The following is a 17538-nucleotide window of genomic DNA, read 5'->3' as shown; positions in this document are numbered from 1 at the left end:
ATGCGACAATTTAAAGATAATATGTTTCGCGGCTTACTTTGGGGTTCCGCATTCGTATCGGTAGCCGTATTGGTTGTAATCGTCGGCTATATTTTCTATAAAGGTTTTTCATATATCAGTTTTGATTTCATATTCGGTGATTATTCTCCGACAGGTGGCGGCGGGATATTCCCGATGATCGTCACAACGATTTTAACGATTGTCATTTCACTATTAATCGCAACACCAATCGGAATTCTGGCAGCAGTTTATTTACACGAGTATGCAAAGCAAGGACGTCTTGTACGCATCATTCGTTATGCAACGGAAAGTTTAACAGGAATTCCATCAATTATTTACGGTTTATTCGGTGCCGTATTCTTTGTAGCAATTTTAAAGCTGGGGATGTCGATTATTGCAGCATCATTAACATTAACGATTATCGTATTACCGGTCATCATTCGTACAACGGAAGAAGCATTGAAAACAGTGCCGGCAACATACCGTGAAGGGTCGCTGGCATTAGGGACAACGAAATTGCAAACATTAATCAAAGTGATTTTGCCAAGTGCAATGCCGGGAATCTTATCCGGGATCATCTTATCGATCGGCCGTATTGTCGGTGAATCGGCGGCGATTTTCCTGACTGCAGGGACAGTGGCGGCAATGCCGTCAAGTATCTTCTCATCTGCCCGCACACTGACGGTTCACTCGTATTTAGTAACACAGGAAGCCGGCGATATCGGACTTGCAGCAGCAATCGGAATTGTGTTAATCGTCATTATTTTAGTACTGAATTTAACGGCAACATATATCTCGAAAAAATTAAACAAAGCGGACTATTAAAAGGAGCGAAACCTATATGACTATGACTATTTCTGAAGCATCAATTTTTAAATCAACGACGACTTCTACTGGCGCTTTACCAACAAAAATTAAAGTAAATGATTTAAATTTGTATTATGGTGAAAAACAAGCGTTGTTCAATGTAAATCTGGACATTAAAGAAAAAGAAGTAACGGCATTAATCGGTCCTTCAGGCTGCGGTAAATCAACGTTTTTACGTACACTAAACCGTATGAACGATCTGATCGACGGTGTACGTGTTATCGGGAACATTCATATTGACGGTGAAAATGTATATGAATCAAGCGATGTTATCAGACTTCGTACAAGAGTCGGGATGGTATTCCAAAAGTCGAATCTGTTCCCGATGAGCATCTATGACAATGTTGCCTATGGTCCACGTATGCAGGGAATCAAAAACAAAAAAATCCTCAATGAAATTGTAGAAGAGTCTTTACGCGGTGCGGCGATCTGGGATGAAGTAAAAGATCGTCTGAAGTCATCAGCATTAGGTCTTTCAGGTGGTCAGCAGCAACGTATTTGTATCGCACGAGCAATCGCAATGAAGCCGGATGTTATTTTAATGGATGAGCCGACTTCGGCACTTGATCCGATTTCTACATTGAAGGTAGAAGAACTGATTACACAAATGAAAAAAGACTATACAATTGTTATTGTAACGCACAACATGCAACAAGCAGCACGTATTAGCGATAAGACGGCATTCTTCTTAAATGGGGAAGTCATCGAATATGATGATACAAATGTTATTTTTTCAACGCCGAAAGATGAGCGTACAGAAGATTATGTAACAGGACGATTCGGATAAAAGGGGGATTTTGGAATGATTCGCGAAAATTTCGAAAAGAACATGCTTGAACTGCAGGACAAGATGGGTGAAATGGTCGACATGACGGTTGTTGCGATGGAGAAGGCATTTAAAGCCCTTCAGGAGCAGGATATGGTGTTGGCACTGGATGTTATTGAAGAGGACAATTACATTGATGATCTGGAAAATGAAATCAATCAAATGGCGATTTGGCTGATGGCGAAAGAGCAGCCGGTAGCCCGTGACATGCGCCGAATTATCAGTGTTATTAAAATGTCTTCGGATATCGAGCGAATTGCAGACTTTGCGGTAAATACGGCAAAAGCAACGATTCGCATCAGCAAAGCCGATACGATTTTAGACAGAACATCATTAGTTGCAATGAAAAATGTTGCGATGGATATGCTGAAAAAATCAATGAAGGCATTTATCGATGCGGATATCGCATTGGCAAAAGAAGTTGGCGAGCTTGATGATATCGTAGATCGCAATAATCATGAAAATTATGCACTTTTAACGGAGTATTTAAAAGAAAGCCCTCAAGAGATCGAGCAAACATTGCAATTATTATTCATCAACCGCTTTGTTGAACGTGCGGCCGACCATATTACCAATATGGCGGAATCGACAGCCTACTTTATTAAAGGACAGCTATTTGATTTAAATTAACTTACTAGTGAAGCAGTAGGAATAGAGTCCAACAATAAGATAGAAGTTATTAATTTTGGTCAGTTTTCATCGGGTGTTCAAATGCCTGCTGAAAGAAGTTAATGCCTCCGGCGGATGTCACAGATTCGGTAAGGAATTCTTTGCGCGAGCGCAAACCGATTCTGGAATCAATTACGCCGAGGCGTAATTGATTAGAGAAGCGGGGAATCATTAATGACGAAAAAAGTATTAGTCGTTGAAGATGACGAAAATTTAGTAAATTTACTGCATATTTATTTAGTAAAGGATGGCTACGAAGTCCTTAGTGTACAATCTGGTAAAGAAGCATTGGCTGCAATCGAGGCCTTCGAACCGGATGCGATGCTGCTTGATTGGATGCTTCCGGATATGGAAGGAATCGAGATTTGCCGTCAAGTCCGCTTCAAGCATGATTTTCCGATTATCATGATCAGTGCGCGAACGGATGAATTGGATATTGTACTGGCGCTTGAAATGGGGGCAACAGAATATATCCGAAAACCGTTTGGATTCCGTGAAATGCTGACACGCTTAAGGATTCATTTAAAACGCTACGAAAAAGAATTACAGCAGCAAGGGCGTGTCTCACAAATGCTGATCGGTCCGTTTCGTGTAGATTTAATCATGTTCAAAGTGTATAAAGACGAAGTGGAAATTCCTTTGACCAAGCGAGAGTTTAAATTGCTGCTGCATTTGCTGGAGCAGCCTGGCAATATTAAATCTCGTGAAGAAATTATTGATATACTGGACTTCACAAAAGGGGATCGCCGTACAGTCGATGTACATATTCGCAGGCTTCGTGAAAAAATTGAAGAAGAACCGAGCTCACCGAAGTGGATTAAAACCAAAAGCGGGTTAGGTTATTATTTCAACCTTTCATCCCAGGAAGTGACGTACAGTTCATAAATGAAAAAACATTTTGGAGCGATTGCAAGTTTCAAGATGTTTTTTTATGGTGTAATTTACATCATTTCTTTTACAAATATGGCGGCAACGGATTATACTTAGAAAAGTAGATGGATGAGGAGGACTGAATATGTCTGAACAAAATGAAAAAAAGAAATTAAGCCTGCAGGAATTAGTGAAGCAACAGCTGGAAGCAAAGAAAAACAATGCAGCCGGTAACAAAAGTAATTTAAAAGGTGACACATCAACGAAAAAGATGAAGAGCCAACAATCAAAGCAAACGAGCAATACCCGTCGTAAAATGGGTGTGTAATGATAAAAACCCGGGCAAACGAAAATTTGCCCGGGTTTTTATTATGTCAAAGTGATTCCAAATGATTGCTCGATCGTCTTTAAGGAGGAAGGGGGGCTGTTAAGGGTGAGACGGGAAGTTTTTGAAGCGCATTACGACGCTGTTTATAAATACATACGCTATTTAACGAATGATACAGACTTAACACATGATCTGCTGCAGGAAACCTTTTACCGCTTTTATCAAAAAAATTATACTGAACACGAACGGACTTATTTATTAAAAATTGCCAGAAACCTTGTATATGACCATTTTCGAAGGAAAAAAATTATTGGCTTTTTTCAGTTGAAAACAGAGCCGGTAGCAGTTGGAGATTTGCCGGAAGCAGTCGTCGAGCGAAATGCGGAAAATGAAAAACTGTATGACGCCCTCCAGCAAATTAAATGGAATTATCGTGAAGTAATCGTGCTGCGCTATATAGAAGAGTATTCAGTAAAAGAGACGGCAATGATCTTAAGCTGCAGTGAAGTGAAAGTGAAAAATAATACGGCACGCGGCTTGAAGGCACTACGGGAACTGTTAGGAGGGGAAGACGATGTTTGAAGAAGAAAAGTTAAGTCAGCTTAAAAAGATTCAAGTCGATCCGGAAAAAAGGGAAGAGGACTTCAATAAAATTCAGCAGCGCCTCAACACTAAACCATCTAACTGGAAAATCCCGGCAGTAATTATAGCGATTGCATGCATCACGCTGTTTTTAGTCGGTACTTTTCCGCAAAAGCAGCAGACCACTTCTGACGATCCGGACATCAGTGCATTGCAAGCGGTTTATTATATGGACTGGGAAGGGGATCCCAAATCCACACTGCAGGCAGGTGTAAAAAAAGTAAAAAATGAAGAAACCTTAAAAGCCGTGGAAACTTTATTGGAACAGCTGCAGAAAACAGACATTTTCATTGAAGAACCTTATATTGATAAAAGCTACCGGTTGCAGTTTGAAGATAATACGGTCATGCGCCTCCAAGAATTCCATGGAAGCGAAGCAACGTATTACCGGGATATAGGAACAGGGCAGAGATATCTATTAAAGGATCAAACTTTGCGGGGAATTATCGAATTACATGAACCGGCTGACAGTAATATTCCTTCCATCATCAGTATAGTAGTTTTTATTCTATTGATTTTTGCAATGAATCGGGTGAGCAAAAAGCTGAGGGACCCTGAGGATCCAAAACGTCATCTCCCGGCACATTCTACTTATTGGCAAAGTGTAGTGGAGATCTTTACTTTTTTGATTCTTGTGTTGTTTGTTTCGGTTCCTCAAATCCATCTGTTTCAGTTGATTGCGTTTTTATTATTGTCAGCACTGATAAATATTCTTTTAGAAGTAAAATACGGTAAGAAAAAGTGGCGAATGGTGCAATTTATAATAGGTAAATTATATTTCTTACTAATAATGTACGGTATATTATGGTTATGATTTCACTAGCTTACCTTATACGAAAGGTAGGCTTTTTTATATACAGAATACTTTGACAACCATTCCTATCCCCCGTACGATATTAATAAGTTACTAGAAGGGGTGGAAAGATGACGACGATTGAAAAAGCAAGACAGCTCGATGAAATGGACGGATTGCAGAAATATGCAGATGAATTTTATAAAAAAGAAGAACAGATATACTTGGACGGCAATTCGCTCGGATTGCTGTCAAAGCGGGCAGAACAGTCGGTGCATACACTGCTTAACTCGTGGAAAGATTATGGCATTGACGGCTGGACAAATGGCGAGCACCCGTGGTTTTATTTCTCGGAAAAGTTGTCAGCGATGTGCGCTCCTCTAATTGGTGCCAAAAGTGAGGAAGTAATTCTGACTGGCTCCACAACAACAAACTTGCACCAGCTGTTGGCCACATTTTTCAAACCGACCGCGGCACGCTATAAAATTTTGGCTGACGAACTGAACTTCCCGTCGGACCTGTATGCAATTGCCAGTCAAATTGCTTTGCATAATTTGCCACAAAGCAGTATGCAGCTCGTGAAAAGTGAAGACGGGCAAACAATTACGACAGAAGCGATTATCGATGCGATGACCAAGGATGTGGCGGTTGCGGTTCTGCCGGCGGTCTTATACCGCAGTGGCCAAGTGTTGGATTTGCAGGCGATTACAGAAGCAGCACATGAACGGGGCATATTGGTCGGATTTGATCTATGCCATTCGATCGGATCCGTTCCACATCAACTACATGAAATCGGTGCAGACTTTGCTTTTTGGTGCAATTATAAGCATTTGAACGGGGGTCCGGGCTCAGTTGCAGGATTGTTCGTTCATGAAAAGCACTTCGGAACAGCACCGGGACTGGCCGGATGGTTTGGCTCGGCGAAGGAAAAGCAGTTTGATCTGGATGTAACAATAACCGCTGCACCGCATGCAGGGGCTTACCAGATCGGTACGCCGCATATATTAAGTCTGGCACCGATTGAAGGCGCACTGTCCCTATTTGAAGAGGCGGGCATCGAAGCGGTTCGTGAAAAATCCCTCGCGTTGACACAATTTATGATGGATTGTATTGAGCAGGAGTTGCCGAATACGTTTACATTCGGCAATCCGATTGATGACACACGGGGCGGCCATCTGTTTTTAGTGCATGACGAGGCGGCAAGGATTTGTAAAACATTAAAAGAATATGGCGTTGTGCCTGACTTCCGCGCACCAAATGGCATCCGCCTGGCACCGGTTGCGCTTTACAATTCCTTTGAGGAAGTTTGGCGGTCAGTGCAGATTTTAAAAGACATTGTCACAAACAAAACTTATGAGAAGTACGAAAATAAACGAGACATCATTGCATAAGGAGTGGTTCAGTGGATAAGCGATCAATTTCAGATTTGCAGCACAAGCTAAAGGATGAAAAGGGGATTCATACGGATTTCCGTGAAGATATGACGTACAGCGATTATTTGAGCCTGGATCCCCTATTAAACAGTCAAAACCGTCTTTCCGACCATCACGATGAGATGCTGTTTATTATTATTCACCAGGTGAGTGAACTTTGGATGAAGCTCATTATACATGAGATGCGCGGTGCGATACAGGCGATTGAAAAAGGGGAGATGCAGCCGGCATTTAAAATGCTCGCACGTGTATCGAAAATTCAGGTGCAGATTATTCAGGCATGGGATGTGTTGGCAACGATGACACCGGCAGAATATTTGCAGTTTCGGGATGACCTGGGGAAAGCATCGGGTTTCCAAAGCTATCAGTATCGCCTGATCGAGTTTGCACTTGGCTATAAAACACCGTATATACTCAAAATCTATGAGAAAGAGCCGCACATTCTCGAAGTACTTAAAGAGGCATATAATGCGCCAAGTATTTATGATGTGGCGATTCAGGCATTGGCTAAAGCAGGATTGCCAATAACTGAAGCTTTGCTAAACCGTGATTTTTCGGTAGTATATAGTGGTGACGATTCTGTTGCCGCCGCTTGGAAAACCGTCTATGAAAATATCGATACGTACTGGGATTTATACCAGCTTGGCGAAAAGCTTGTCGATATTGAAGATTCCTTGCAGCAGTGGCGTTTCCGTCATATGAAAACGGTCGAGCGCATCATTGGCTTCAAAGTGGGCACAGGCGGCTCATCAGGGGTCAATTATTTGCGAAAAGTGCTCGATCACCGCTTTTTCCCGGAGCTCTGGGATTTACGGACAGTACTATCTTGATTCAGCATTCCAGCTGAATAAAGATAATACCTCTGGCAGATGTCACAGATTTTTTAAGGAAACTTTTTGAGTAAACTCAAAAAAATCTGGACACAATTCCGCAGGGCGGAATTGATAGCTTAGGTTAGACAGATGAGTGGAGTGAGACAGATGGAGAAGAGTAAAGGACAGTGGTCAAGTAAGTTAGGGTTTGTATTAGCGTCAGCGGGCGCAGCGATTGGGCTCGGGGCAATTTGGAAAATGCCTTATGTAGCCGGTCAAAGTGGAGGCGGCGCATTCTTCCTGATTTTTGTGCTGCTGACATTAATTATCGGGCTGCCAATGCTTTTATCGGAATATATTATTGGGCGTGCCACACAAAAAGAGGCGGTTACTGCCTATAAAGTATTGGCGCCGAATACGAAGGCTTGGGCTTGGATCGGTAAGCTCGGGATTATTGGCTGTTTCTTATTATTATCGTTTTACAGTGTAGTCGGCGGCTGGATTTTTGTTTACAGCGGGGTTTCGGTTGTTGGAGAAGTAATCGCGCCGACTGTAGATCCGGGAGCATTTTTCGGACAGGTAACAGGTACACCTTGGATTGCTTTACTCGGTTTGGGATTGTTTACACTGGCGAATGTAGTAATCATTGCGCTTGGTGTTCAAAACGGGATTGAAAAGGCAAATAAATTCATGATGCCGTTACTGTTTATTATGTTCTTTGTTTTAGTTATAAGAGCCGTAACATTGGACGGGGCAATGGAAGGGATCAAGTTTTTCCTGTATCCGGACTTTTCGAACATTACCGGTGAATCAATTTTATATGCGTTGGGGCAATCATTCTTTGCGCTGGCTGTTGGATTCTCGTGTTTAGTTACATATAGTTCTTATTTAAAGAAAGATGTGAGCTTACCGAATTCAGCAGGTTCTGTTGTAGGATTAAGTATTTTCGTATCATTCCTGGCGGGACTGGCGATTTTCCCGGTAGTTTTCGCCTTCGATATGGAAGTGGCGAGCGGACCGCCATTATTGTTCATGGTATTGCCTGCAGCGTTTTCGCAAATGCCGTTTGGTGAACTGTTTTTAGCGCTGTTTTTAATTCTGTTTTTATTTGCGACGTTAACGTCAGCGTTCAGTATGTATGAAATTATCGTTGCTGCTATCATTGAAAAATGGAAAATCAGCCGCGCTAAAATTACAGTCATCATTGGTATCTTAGTATTTATCGCTTCGATTCCTTCAACATTAACGTACAGTTCATTAGGGGATGTTTCGATTTTTGGACGCAATATTTTTGATTTCACCGACTTTGTAGTGTCGAATATCATCTTACCGGTCGGCAACTTGCTTATCGCGATCTTCATCATGCATATTATGGATAAAAACCTCGTGAAAAGCGAACTGTTGCAAGGAAGTAAAATGGGTGAAGGCTTTTACAGAACATATCGCTTTTTAATGACCTTCGTTGTACCGACAGTCATTGTTGTAGTCTTAGCATATTTAGTCATTCAATATTAGGAGTGAAGCCATGTGGATTGATATTACACAGACGATGAAAAACGGGATGCCGAACTGGCCGGGAGATACACCGTTTTCTTTTGAAGTAGGGGTTACGAAACAACAGACGGGTTCGGTCAATATTGGGCGGATCACGACCTCGCTGCACACGGGTACACATGCAGATGCACCTTTTCATTTTAACAGTGAAGCTGAGACTATCGAACAGTTGGATGTCAATGTGTATATCGGTGACTGTGTGATCGTGGATTGTATCGGACACGAAGTAATTTCGGCTAAAATGCTTGAGGAGATTGATTTTCTTGATGCAAAGCGAGTACTGCTTAAAACGGTGGATCAGCTTGGCGAAGCATTTCCGGAAACCATTCCGGTCATTCATCCGGATGTCGCGCCATTTTTAAAGGAGCGCGGTGTAATATTGCTTGGCATTGACAATCCTTCCGTTGACCCGTTGGACAGCAAGGAAGTATTGGCACATCACAAGTTGTATGAACATGGCATTCATATACTGGAAGGGCTCGATTTGCGGCATGTTCAGCAAGGTCTTTATGAACTGATCGCACTGCCGCTTAAAATAGCAGGTGCTGACGGTGCGCCTGTTCGTGCGGTCGTTCGTAAAAAAGTTGATTAAACACAATATAATGAGAAGCTCACGATTAAATATTCGTGAGCTTCTTTTTTAATTTTTTATTAGCACTACAAAAGTCCATTGTATTGTATAATTAAGGGTTGTAATATATACCTATAAACTATTACAAGAATAATCTAAAATTCCTAGGAGGAAAACAGCTTGAAGAAACACAACGGAAAACTTAATTGGATTCACCAACTAAATCTGATTATTACAATAGTATTGGCAGTTTTAATTGTTTCACCGCTTGTTATTGCAAATGGTTTTAGTAATTCAATCCCTTATGTAATTGCAGGTGGCGGTGTCATCTTATTATCGACGGCCAATTATTTCCTGAAAATATCAAACTACGCAAAAGGATTGATTTTTGTATTGATTCCGGCATTTGTCGTATTTTTATTATTTTACCTTGATGGATATTCCATCAATAAACATTACATGCTGCTCGTAACATTTATTATGTGTGCCATGTATTTTAATGAACGGCTGATCAAAACATTTTTACTCTTTACCAGCATTTTTTATATCGTATTATACATAACGGTGCCGGAAAATTTACTGGGGGTAAATGCTAATCTTCCGGTATTTATTACGATTTTTGTAAGTATGACCGGCTGTAACTATATGCTGTACCGTTTAACACAGTGGGGCAAAAAATTAATAAACGATGCCCAGGAAAAAGAACGGGAAGCGAAAGAACTGCTTGAAAATCTATCATCGATTTTAAATAAAATTGAGGAAGGGTCAAGCCAGCTTGCGCATAGTATTACACATGTAAATGAAAATGTGGGTACATTGAATAGTGCGAGCGAGACGATTTTACAGTCCTCGAATCAAATGGCAGCAGCTATTCATAATGAAGCGGAGATGATTCAGCATATTAATGAACAGATGATTTTATCACATGATAATATGGTGAAAACGAAGGAGTCCTCTGAATCGACTGTAAAGGATTCCGATGAAGTACAGGCAGCAATTGAACAGAGCTGGAAGCAGGTACATGATGTGACAGCTGATATGGCTACATTAAGTGACTCGATCGATTTAACGACAACGACGATTGACAATATGCAGGAGAGCCTTGCCAATGTAAATAACCTGTTAAATGGGATTAAAGCCATTGCGGATCAGACGAATCTGCTGTCATTAAATGCTTCCATTGAAGCAGCAAGAGCAGGGGAGCATGGAAAAGGGTTTGCCGTTGTTGCAGAAGAAGTAAAAAAACTGGCGGAAGAGAGTGCGAATATTGCAGCGAATATTACCGGTGTTACACAGCAGCTGCTTGAACGTGCAACAACTGCCCAGTCAAAAGCATATGAAGGAAAAGAAGCAGTCCATTCAAGTGTTGGCACATTGAATGAAATTACCGGTTCATTTGATGGAATCAAGCAATCGTTCCATGGCATTCAAGGGAAGCTTCACCAAAACATGTCGACCATTACAGAAACGAATAAACTTGTTGAAGAAGTAATGAATCAAATTGAAAATCTGTCCGCAAGTTCTGAAGAAAATGCGGCTATGACCGAAGAAATTGCGAGCTCGATACATGAAGAGCATGTCATGATGAAATCGATTGCCGATGCGAGTAATGAACTTCAGCAATTACAAAGCGAACTGTCGGAAATAACGAAACGTCAATAACGGGAAACCATAAATAAAAAAGGAAGTGTCCAAATTTAACGGACACTTCTTTTTTTCGCTATTCTACTTCTATCGCAATACTGTCTGTCACATCACCGTTGCTGAAGCGCGCCATACTGGAAATGATATACTTCCCTTTTTCCGTTGGGGCAGTAAAGCGAGCCGATGTGGCAATTTCTTTATAATCATAATCTTCAACCCATTGTTGAATGGAGACACTCGTTACATTTTGACTGTACTGGAATTCCATTACTTCGCCTGGCTGTACTTTTACATAAGTAGTATTTTGCGCATTTATAATTTCATGCGGGGCAGCTGTATCGACACATTCTGCTTCACCTGCCGAATGCCAGCAATAGCTTCCGCGAACCGTTTCGATCGTCTGTTCATTCGTAACAGCTGTTACGTCGGGAATAACCGTTACTTCATTTTGTGCCATAAAATAGCGGCCAATAATAACGAGTATAATGAGAGCGATAATAAGAAATAACCGGTTTACATTTTTCATCTGGATGTTTCACCTCCATGAATTTTTAAATGCAGGTTGTTGTTTCTGTTGTTTTCGGATAACGAAATAAATCGCAATGACTACCGAAAAATAAAGTAAAAGTCCAAATACGGCCACATAATTGTGATCCACCAACGTTCCGATAACTAGGAAAAAGAAAGTGACAATGAAAAATCCTAAATAGATTCTTTTTGTAATTGTAAATCGGAATCTGCTTGCGCTGATAAATAGAAAACTATGTAACACAAAAAGGTATACCCATTCCCATTGTATGAAAAATTCTATATTAATCAGTAAGTTCATAATACAAAAACCTATCGCGGCCAGTATGGCATCTTTGGACTTCCTAAAGCAATAAACAAGAAATACCAGGATTCCAATTGTAAAGCCAATCATATAAAAATCAGGAAGAGTCAAATAGAAGATCGAATTAATATTGATTAAAGTAAAGATCGTAGCCAGCGTAATGACTATTGGTCTTAAGTTGAGCTTTAAAACAAGCACAATAAATAAAATAAATAGAGCAAATGTGACGAGCGCTAATGGTAGCTCCAGATGTTCTATGCGTTGAGAGGCGACATAGGCTAAATTAGTGATAGTAGCGAACAGTAAAAAGAGTAGGATGCTTTTCGAATCATTGTTTTTCATAAATTTTCCCCGGTTCCAAAAAAAGTGTTAGGAAGGCATAAAAACAAAAACTATGCAAATCGCTAAGGAATTTGCATAGTTTTTATAAAATAATTGAATTTGTAAAACTAGACATGCCTCTATCTACATGTTACTAAATTTTGAAATATAAGTCTATTTAAAAATTTCCCTCCATGTGATAATGAAGTTGCGCAAAAAAGTCATAACGTTATGGTGAAACGAGGAGAAAAATGAAGCAGAATATTTATGATAATGCCTTATTTTTTAAAGGATATGAAGAAATTCGCAACCGGAAGTTCAATTATAACAATTTACTCGAGAGACCCAATTTCTTAGCATTAATGCCGGATGTTAAAGGGAAAGTATTATTAGATTTAGGCTGCGGAAAAGGGGAGTTTGCAAATGACTGTGTTTTAAAAGGGGCACAGCATGTCGATGCCATCGATATTTCAGTCAATATGATTACTGCAGCAAAAGAGCGCTATAAAAGTGACCGACTCCATTTTCAACAAATTTCAATTGAAGACATTCTCTTAAAGAGTTCGCATTATCAACTCATAACGAGTGCATTGGCACTGCATTATGTGGCGGATTTTGAAGGGGTCATCGAAAAAGTAAGTCATGCATTATGTCCGGGAGGGGTATTTCTATTCTCTATTGAGCATCCAATATCAACCGCAAATAAAGGTGAGGAGCAATGGATTTTGGACGAGAAGCACACAATCGCTCATTTTGCGGTTGCCCATTACCGGAGTGAAGGGCAACGAACTCAAAATTGGCTCGTGGATAATGTGGTGATGTACCATCGCACAATGGAAACAATTCTAAATACCTTAATCATGAACGGCCTGCAAATCGAAAAAATAGTGGAGCCAATGCCGACAGAAGAAGCAATGGAATTACTCCCAAGCCTGCAAAAAGAACAGCATCGCCCTTCCTTTTTAATTGTGAAAGCGAGAAGAACCATATAAAAAAGGAGCGCAGAAAATAAATCTGCGCTCCTTTTAGTTATTATATGTCATTCAATTAGTCATCAAAACGGTCATCGTCCAGATCTTCTTCGTACTTAATAATGTCGCCTGTTTTAGCATCGATTTCAAAATCGTATTCCATTTTACCGTTGCGGATTTCGATTTCATAGATCAGACGGTTATCATCTTCATCCAATTCAAGGTCCGTTAATGTTCCCTTTGCTTTTGCCTGAGCAATTTCAATTGCCTGTTTTTCAGTAATGATTGAAGAATTGTTCGCTGAATCTGTTGCTTTTACTGTATCCTCAGTTTTTACTGTATTTTCCGTTTTAACGTTATGAATGCTTTCACGTTCTGTTACAACCGCTTTACCTGTACCTGCATTCACTTCAACTTCGATTTTTTCATTGTCTTTCACGATATCGATTTCATAATGTGGTGTGCGGTCATCTCCATCATATTCAAAACCGATAATTTCACCGTCCAATTGTTTTAACGCGATTTTCTTTGCTTCACCAGCTGAAATGCTTGGATTGTTTTCGGCTTGCGCAAACAGATCCGATTGTGCGAAAACTGCACCTCCACCAATTGCTACTAGTAATGCCGGGATTGCCAAAAATTTTTTATTCATATTCACTCGCTCCTTTTCTTGTTTGTAATGTCAGTATAACGAGCGAATATGAAAACGGTCTGAGAGAATTATTAGAAATTGATGAGAAAATTAATCATCATATTTAATCACGATAATCTCGCCGGTAATGGCATGTACTTGAACAGTTACATCATCTTCTTGTTCAATCTCCACAAAATAGATGCCGCCTTCTGCATTTTTTATAAACTCTACAGAATCGACTTCACCGGGCACTTCCTTTAACGCAATGTCTACTGCTTGCTCTTTTGAAAGCAATGGCTTTGAAGTATTTTCAGCCGGCTTATTTGCTGTGGTTTGATTTTCTTTTGTTGTTTCCGGATTCGTTTGCTCCTCGGATTGTTTATTTTCATTTTTATGAATAAGTTTCAAATCGGAAAATTGACCTGTTACAGCATTTACATTCACTTCGAAAATCGAACCGTCTTTATTGAAAGAAGCGACAAAATAGTCTTTTTCTTTGACCAATGTTTGGACATCCGCATTATATATATCTTTAATATTCAATTCCAGTTCATTCGTGTTCAGTTCATGCGGTGTTGATAATTGCTTGACTGTCAGTGTAATGAAAAATCCGATGAGGATGACGGCGATGCATAGTATAATCCATTTAGCTTTCATGCTGTGCACCTCCTGAAAGTGGAACAATGAGTAAAATCGTCGTTCCTTTCCCTAGTTCGCTGTCGATGGAAACTTCGGCATTTAAACGGTCGGCGAGTTCCTTTGCAATCGATAGGCCGATGCCGGTTCCGCCGGTTTTCCTGTTCCGGTCTTTATCAACCCGGTAAAAACGGTGGAACAAATTCGGGAGATCTTCTTCAGGTATGCCGACACCAAAATCCTGGATGGAAATATGCAGATCATTTTTCACAGAGGCGTGGATTTTAATAACATCGTCACTGTATTTTCGTGCATTATCGATAAAGATAAAAAGCAGTTGTTTTAATTTTGCTTCATCCGTTGTAATTTCCACATCGGGAATATTAACGAGAATATCACGATGATACGCGGCTTTTATGCTTTGTACAATCTGCTCGATAAAAGGCTGTAATGCAAATGTCGTCATATTGATTTTCGTCATTTCATTTGTTTTTGCCAATGCTAGCATTTGTTCAATCATGGCCTTCATATTGGTAGTTTCCTTTAAAATCGCTTCCAACGCTTCTTCCGTAATTTTTGCGTCTTGTGTGCCACGGCGTTTTAACAGTTTTGTATAACTTTCAATGACCGTTAACGGTGTTTTCAGTTCATGTGAAGCATTGCCGACAAATTGCTGCTGTTTGTCATGGGCATCTTCCAGCTGTGCCATCAGATGATTGTATGTTGTGGCCATTTGTGCAATTTCATCGTTTGACTGCTTGCGGACCGGAATTTGCTCATAGCTTGACTGCTGAATATTTTTTTCCATCGTTGTTGTCAGCTGCTGAACTGGTTTTACGATCAGCTGAACAAACAGCTGGCTCGCCAAATAAATCGGAATGAGTGCAACAAGTGTCATCAAAACTAATATTATCAGCAGCCGGTTCATATTTTCGGTAATTGTCGGCAATGGCTGGATCAGCTTTGCAGAAGCAATCTCATCATCCGGCAAAATAAGTGGTGTCGCAAGCGCAATATGGGGGATATCACGAATAGTTTTTTCCGTATAATGCTGTGACGGATCAAGTTCATAATCAATTTGCCCGGATGTTTTTTGAAGCCTTTTTATTTGATTGCCTGCGCTGTCATAAACGATGATCGCACCGTCAGTCGGAAGATAAGCTCCGTAAATCGAATCGATGCCATCTGTTGTATCCAGTGCGCTGATGGCAGTCGTCAGCTCATTTGCCCGTGCCTGCAATTGTTCAGCCTCCGTTGAAAAGGCAAACTCTTTATATAAATAATAAATACCTGTAAAACTGCCGATTAATATAACCGAAGTCAATAACATCGAAAACAGATTTACTTTCGTATTAAGTTTCATTTGTCGCTTCCTTTAAGACATAGCCGACACCGCGAACTGTATGCAGCAGTGATGGTAAATTCAGATTTACCTCCAGTTTTTGACGCAAATAACGAACATATACGTCAACGACATTTGTATCCCCATAATAGTCAAATCCCCAAACCGCATTCAGCAGCTGCTCACGTGACTGTACAAGTTTCGCATGCTTCATAAAATGCAGCAGCAAGTCAAACTCACGGGGAGTCAAATCGATTTGCTGTGCTTGTCTTGTAACTTCACGTGTCTGCTCATTTAACGATAAATCCTGAAATGTATGGACTGTCGAAGATGTTGGCTCTGGGATAGCTTTGTGTGAAAATCGCAATGCCACACGAATGCGTGCAAGCAGTTCATCGAATTCGAACGGTTTTGTTATATAGTCATTTGCCCCATAATCAAGCCCTGTCACTTTATCTTCTATATTGCTTTTAGCGGTCAGTAAAAGGACCGGAACAGATTCGTTATGTTTGCGAATTCGTTTCAGTACTTCCAAACCGTTCAGCTCCGGCAGCATGACATCAAGCAACACTAAATCATATTCTTCTTCATGAAATTTCAGCAATCCATCCGTGCCGGTATGGGCAATAGCTGTTTCATAGCCTTCAAATCCCAGCTCCAGCTGTAGTACACGTGCAATCTGCTGTTCATCTTCCACGATTAAAATTTTGGACATGCAAAACACCTACTTCTATCTGTTTTGTATCCATCGTATTGTAAAAGAGGCGCTATTGGCAATGGGGAAATGTTATTCGTAGAAAAATGATCGGAAAGGGTTAGCGATGCTTGGGATAAAACTTCCATTTCATGTTACTCTATTTACAGGGGGTGTAAAATAATGGATTATATTGAATTGAAAAATTTCAAGCTGCGCTATTTTATATTGTTTGCAGTTAGTATTTTCATAGCAAGTTTTATCTTGTTATTCATAACCGATATTCCGGCCAGTGAAGAGTGGATTACATTTTTAATTTCGGTCAGTTGTTTAATGTACTTGATGCATCAAACAAAAAAATGGAATTTCATCTATAATGAACACCCGATTCACGCGACAATGACAAAAGGGCGCTGGGCAAAATATTTATCGATTACAGCATGCTTCCAACTGATCACCGTTGTGTTTACAGCGATTTTATTAACGATTGTCTATCTTGTTTTTGAAGAGCATATACGGGAACTGTTTTCGTTCTTTCCGACGATGGATCTGGAAGAAGTGCGCCCATCACCACTCGTATACATCCTGTTTTTTATAAATATTTGCATTCTTGCACCGATTTATGAGGAATTATTATTCAGAGGGATCTTGCTTCGTCGTTTCACATTAAGATGGAGCCCGCAAAAGAGTATTATTATTTCTTCTATTATATTTGGCATTATCCACCTCAACCCGATCAATGTTGTCTTTGCTTTTGCATTGGGCTGTGTGCTTGGTTATGCCTACCTTAAAACTAAAAATATTGTGATACCAATGCTACTGCATAGTTTTAATAATTTCCTGGCATATCTCCAATTTGTTTATACAAATCAAACGACAGAAATTGATTTGCCGACAACAGAAGCAGCCCGACAAGGGTTGATGATAAATGTGGCGTTCTTTTTCATATTGACGGCTATTATTGTCTTTTTACTCGTGAAATACTATAAAAACTTCCGCAGTTTAACAAATCCGGCACCGAAGTTGGAGGAGCAAACAGATATCGAAACGGTTTAGCTGGTAATAGACAAAATAAAATCGCTCATTTTGCTGAATAAGG

Annotated in this window: 19 protein-coding genes; 14 read left to right on the top strand and 5 right to left on the bottom strand. The window is 40.2% G+C overall.

Annotated features, from left to right (window positions below; genetic code table 11):
- The 12 genes from pstA (at window position 1) to MKX73_RS18395 (ending at window position 11027) form a co-directional block, all read left to right on the top strand.
- A complete protein-coding gene (pstA, locus tag MKX73_RS18450; protein ID WP_340718714.1) occupies window positions 1-825 on the top strand; it encodes a phosphate ABC transporter permease PstA in 825 nt (274 codons plus the stop codon).
- 16 nt (window positions 826-841) lie between these two features.
- The gene (gene pstB, locus MKX73_RS18445) at window positions 842-1654 is read left to right on the top strand and encodes a phosphate ABC transporter ATP-binding protein PstB (RefSeq protein WP_340718713.1); all 813 of its coding nucleotides are present in this window, start codon (window positions 842-844) and stop codon (window positions 1652-1654) included.
- A 15-nt stretch (window positions 1655-1669) separates the two neighbouring features.
- Entirely contained in the window at window positions 1670-2323 is a 654-nt protein-coding gene (phoU, locus tag MKX73_RS18440) for a phosphate signaling complex protein PhoU (RefSeq protein WP_340718712.1), read from the top strand.
- Window positions 2324-2536: 213 nt separating this feature from the next.
- Complete coding sequence (locus tag MKX73_RS18435; protein WP_340718711.1) at window positions 2537-3247, top strand: response regulator transcription factor; 711 nt, start codon at window positions 2537-2539, stop codon at window positions 3245-3247.
- 130 nt (window positions 3248-3377) lie between these two features.
- The gene (locus tag MKX73_RS18430; protein ID WP_340718710.1) at window positions 3378-3560 is read left to right on the top strand and encodes a hypothetical protein; all 183 of its coding nucleotides are present in this window, start codon (window positions 3378-3380) and stop codon (window positions 3558-3560) included.
- 105 nt (window positions 3561-3665) lie between these two features.
- Complete coding sequence (locus MKX73_RS18425) at window positions 3666-4142, top strand: RNA polymerase sigma factor (RefSeq protein WP_340718709.1); 477 nt, start codon at window positions 3666-3668, stop codon at window positions 4140-4142.
- A complete protein-coding gene (locus MKX73_RS18420) occupies window positions 4135-5016 on the top strand; it encodes a signal recognition particle (protein WP_340718708.1) in 882 nt (293 codons plus the stop codon). The genes MKX73_RS18425 and MKX73_RS18420 overlap by 8 nt, the downstream gene beginning before the upstream one ends.
- Window positions 5017-5126: 110 nt before the next feature.
- Window positions 5127-6386 (top strand): kynureninase, encoded by a 1260-nt coding sequence (gene kynU, locus MKX73_RS18415; RefSeq protein ID WP_340718707.1) that lies wholly within the window; start codon window positions 5127-5129, stop codon window positions 6384-6386.
- Window positions 6387-6397: 11 nt separating this feature from the next.
- Window positions 6398-7258 carry a tryptophan 2,3-dioxygenase gene (gene kynA / locus MKX73_RS18410; protein ID WP_340718706.1) on the top strand — a complete coding sequence of 287 codons (861 nt, stop codon included), beginning with the start codon at window positions 6398-6400 and terminating at the stop codon, window positions 7256-7258.
- 150 nt (window positions 7259-7408) lie between these two features.
- Complete coding sequence (locus tag MKX73_RS18405; RefSeq protein ID WP_340718705.1) at window positions 7409-8755, top strand: sodium-dependent transporter; 1347 nt, start codon at window positions 7409-7411, stop codon at window positions 8753-8755.
- Between the two features lie 10 nt (window positions 8756-8765).
- The gene (gene kynB / locus MKX73_RS18400; protein ID WP_340718704.1) at window positions 8766-9386 is read left to right on the top strand and encodes an arylformamidase; all 621 of its coding nucleotides are present in this window, start codon (window positions 8766-8768) and stop codon (window positions 9384-9386) included.
- Window positions 9387-9545: 159 nt separating this feature from the next.
- The gene (locus tag MKX73_RS18395) at window positions 9546-11027 is read left to right on the top strand and encodes a methyl-accepting chemotaxis protein (RefSeq protein WP_340718703.1); all 1482 of its coding nucleotides are present in this window, start codon (window positions 9546-9548) and stop codon (window positions 11025-11027) included.
- Between the two features lie 58 nt (window positions 11028-11085).
- On the opposite strand, the gene MKX73_RS18390 is transcribed toward MKX73_RS18395, so the two are convergent.
- The gene (locus tag MKX73_RS18390; protein WP_340718702.1) at window positions 11086-11535 is read right to left on the bottom strand and encodes a cAMP-binding protein; all 450 of its coding nucleotides are present in this window, start codon (window positions 11533-11535) and stop codon (window positions 11086-11088) included.
- Window positions 11536-12413: 878 nt separating this feature from the next.
- Here MKX73_RS18390 and MKX73_RS18385 point away from each other — a divergent pair.
- Window positions 12414-13154: a class I SAM-dependent DNA methyltransferase gene (locus tag MKX73_RS18385; RefSeq protein WP_340718701.1), complete on the top strand. Its 741-nt coding sequence runs from the start codon at window positions 12414-12416 to the stop codon at window positions 13152-13154.
- A gap of 55 nt (window positions 13155-13209) precedes the next feature.
- Here the strand turns inward: MKX73_RS18385 and MKX73_RS18380 are convergent, their stop codons facing one another.
- The 4 genes from MKX73_RS18380 to MKX73_RS18365 form a co-directional block, all read right to left on the bottom strand.
- A complete protein-coding gene (locus MKX73_RS18380) occupies window positions 13210-13785 on the bottom strand; it encodes a PepSY domain-containing protein (protein WP_340718700.1) in 576 nt (191 codons plus the stop codon).
- 90 nt (window positions 13786-13875) lie between these two features.
- Entirely contained in the window at window positions 13876-14424 is a 549-nt protein-coding gene (locus MKX73_RS18375; protein WP_340718699.1) for a PepSY domain-containing protein, read from the bottom strand.
- Complete coding sequence (locus MKX73_RS18370) at window positions 14414-15766, bottom strand: sensor histidine kinase (RefSeq protein ID WP_340718698.1); 1353 nt, start codon at window positions 15764-15766, stop codon at window positions 14414-14416. The genes MKX73_RS18375 and MKX73_RS18370 overlap by 11 nt, the downstream gene beginning before the upstream one ends.
- The gene (locus MKX73_RS18365; protein ID WP_340718697.1) at window positions 15756-16460 is read right to left on the bottom strand and encodes a response regulator transcription factor; all 705 of its coding nucleotides are present in this window, start codon (window positions 16458-16460) and stop codon (window positions 15756-15758) included. Before MKX73_RS18365 ends, MKX73_RS18370 begins: the two co-directional genes overlap by 11 nt.
- 162 nt (window positions 16461-16622) lie before the next feature.
- On the opposite strand from MKX73_RS18365, the gene MKX73_RS18360 reads away from it, so the two are divergent.
- On the top strand, window positions 16623-17495 hold the full coding sequence (locus MKX73_RS18360; protein WP_340718696.1) for a CPBP family intramembrane glutamic endopeptidase: 873 nt from the start codon (window positions 16623-16625) through the stop codon (window positions 17493-17495).
- Window positions 17496-17538: the final 43 nt, after the last annotated feature.

The sequence above is a fragment of the Solibacillus sp. FSL W7-1436 genome (genome assembly GCF_038007305.1).
In the GTDB taxonomy this organism is placed as follows: Bacteria; Bacillota; Bacilli; order Bacillales_A; family Planococcaceae; genus Solibacillus.
The sequence above is the reverse complement of the archived record's forward strand: the minus strand, read 5'-3'. Positions and strand labels throughout refer to the sequence as shown.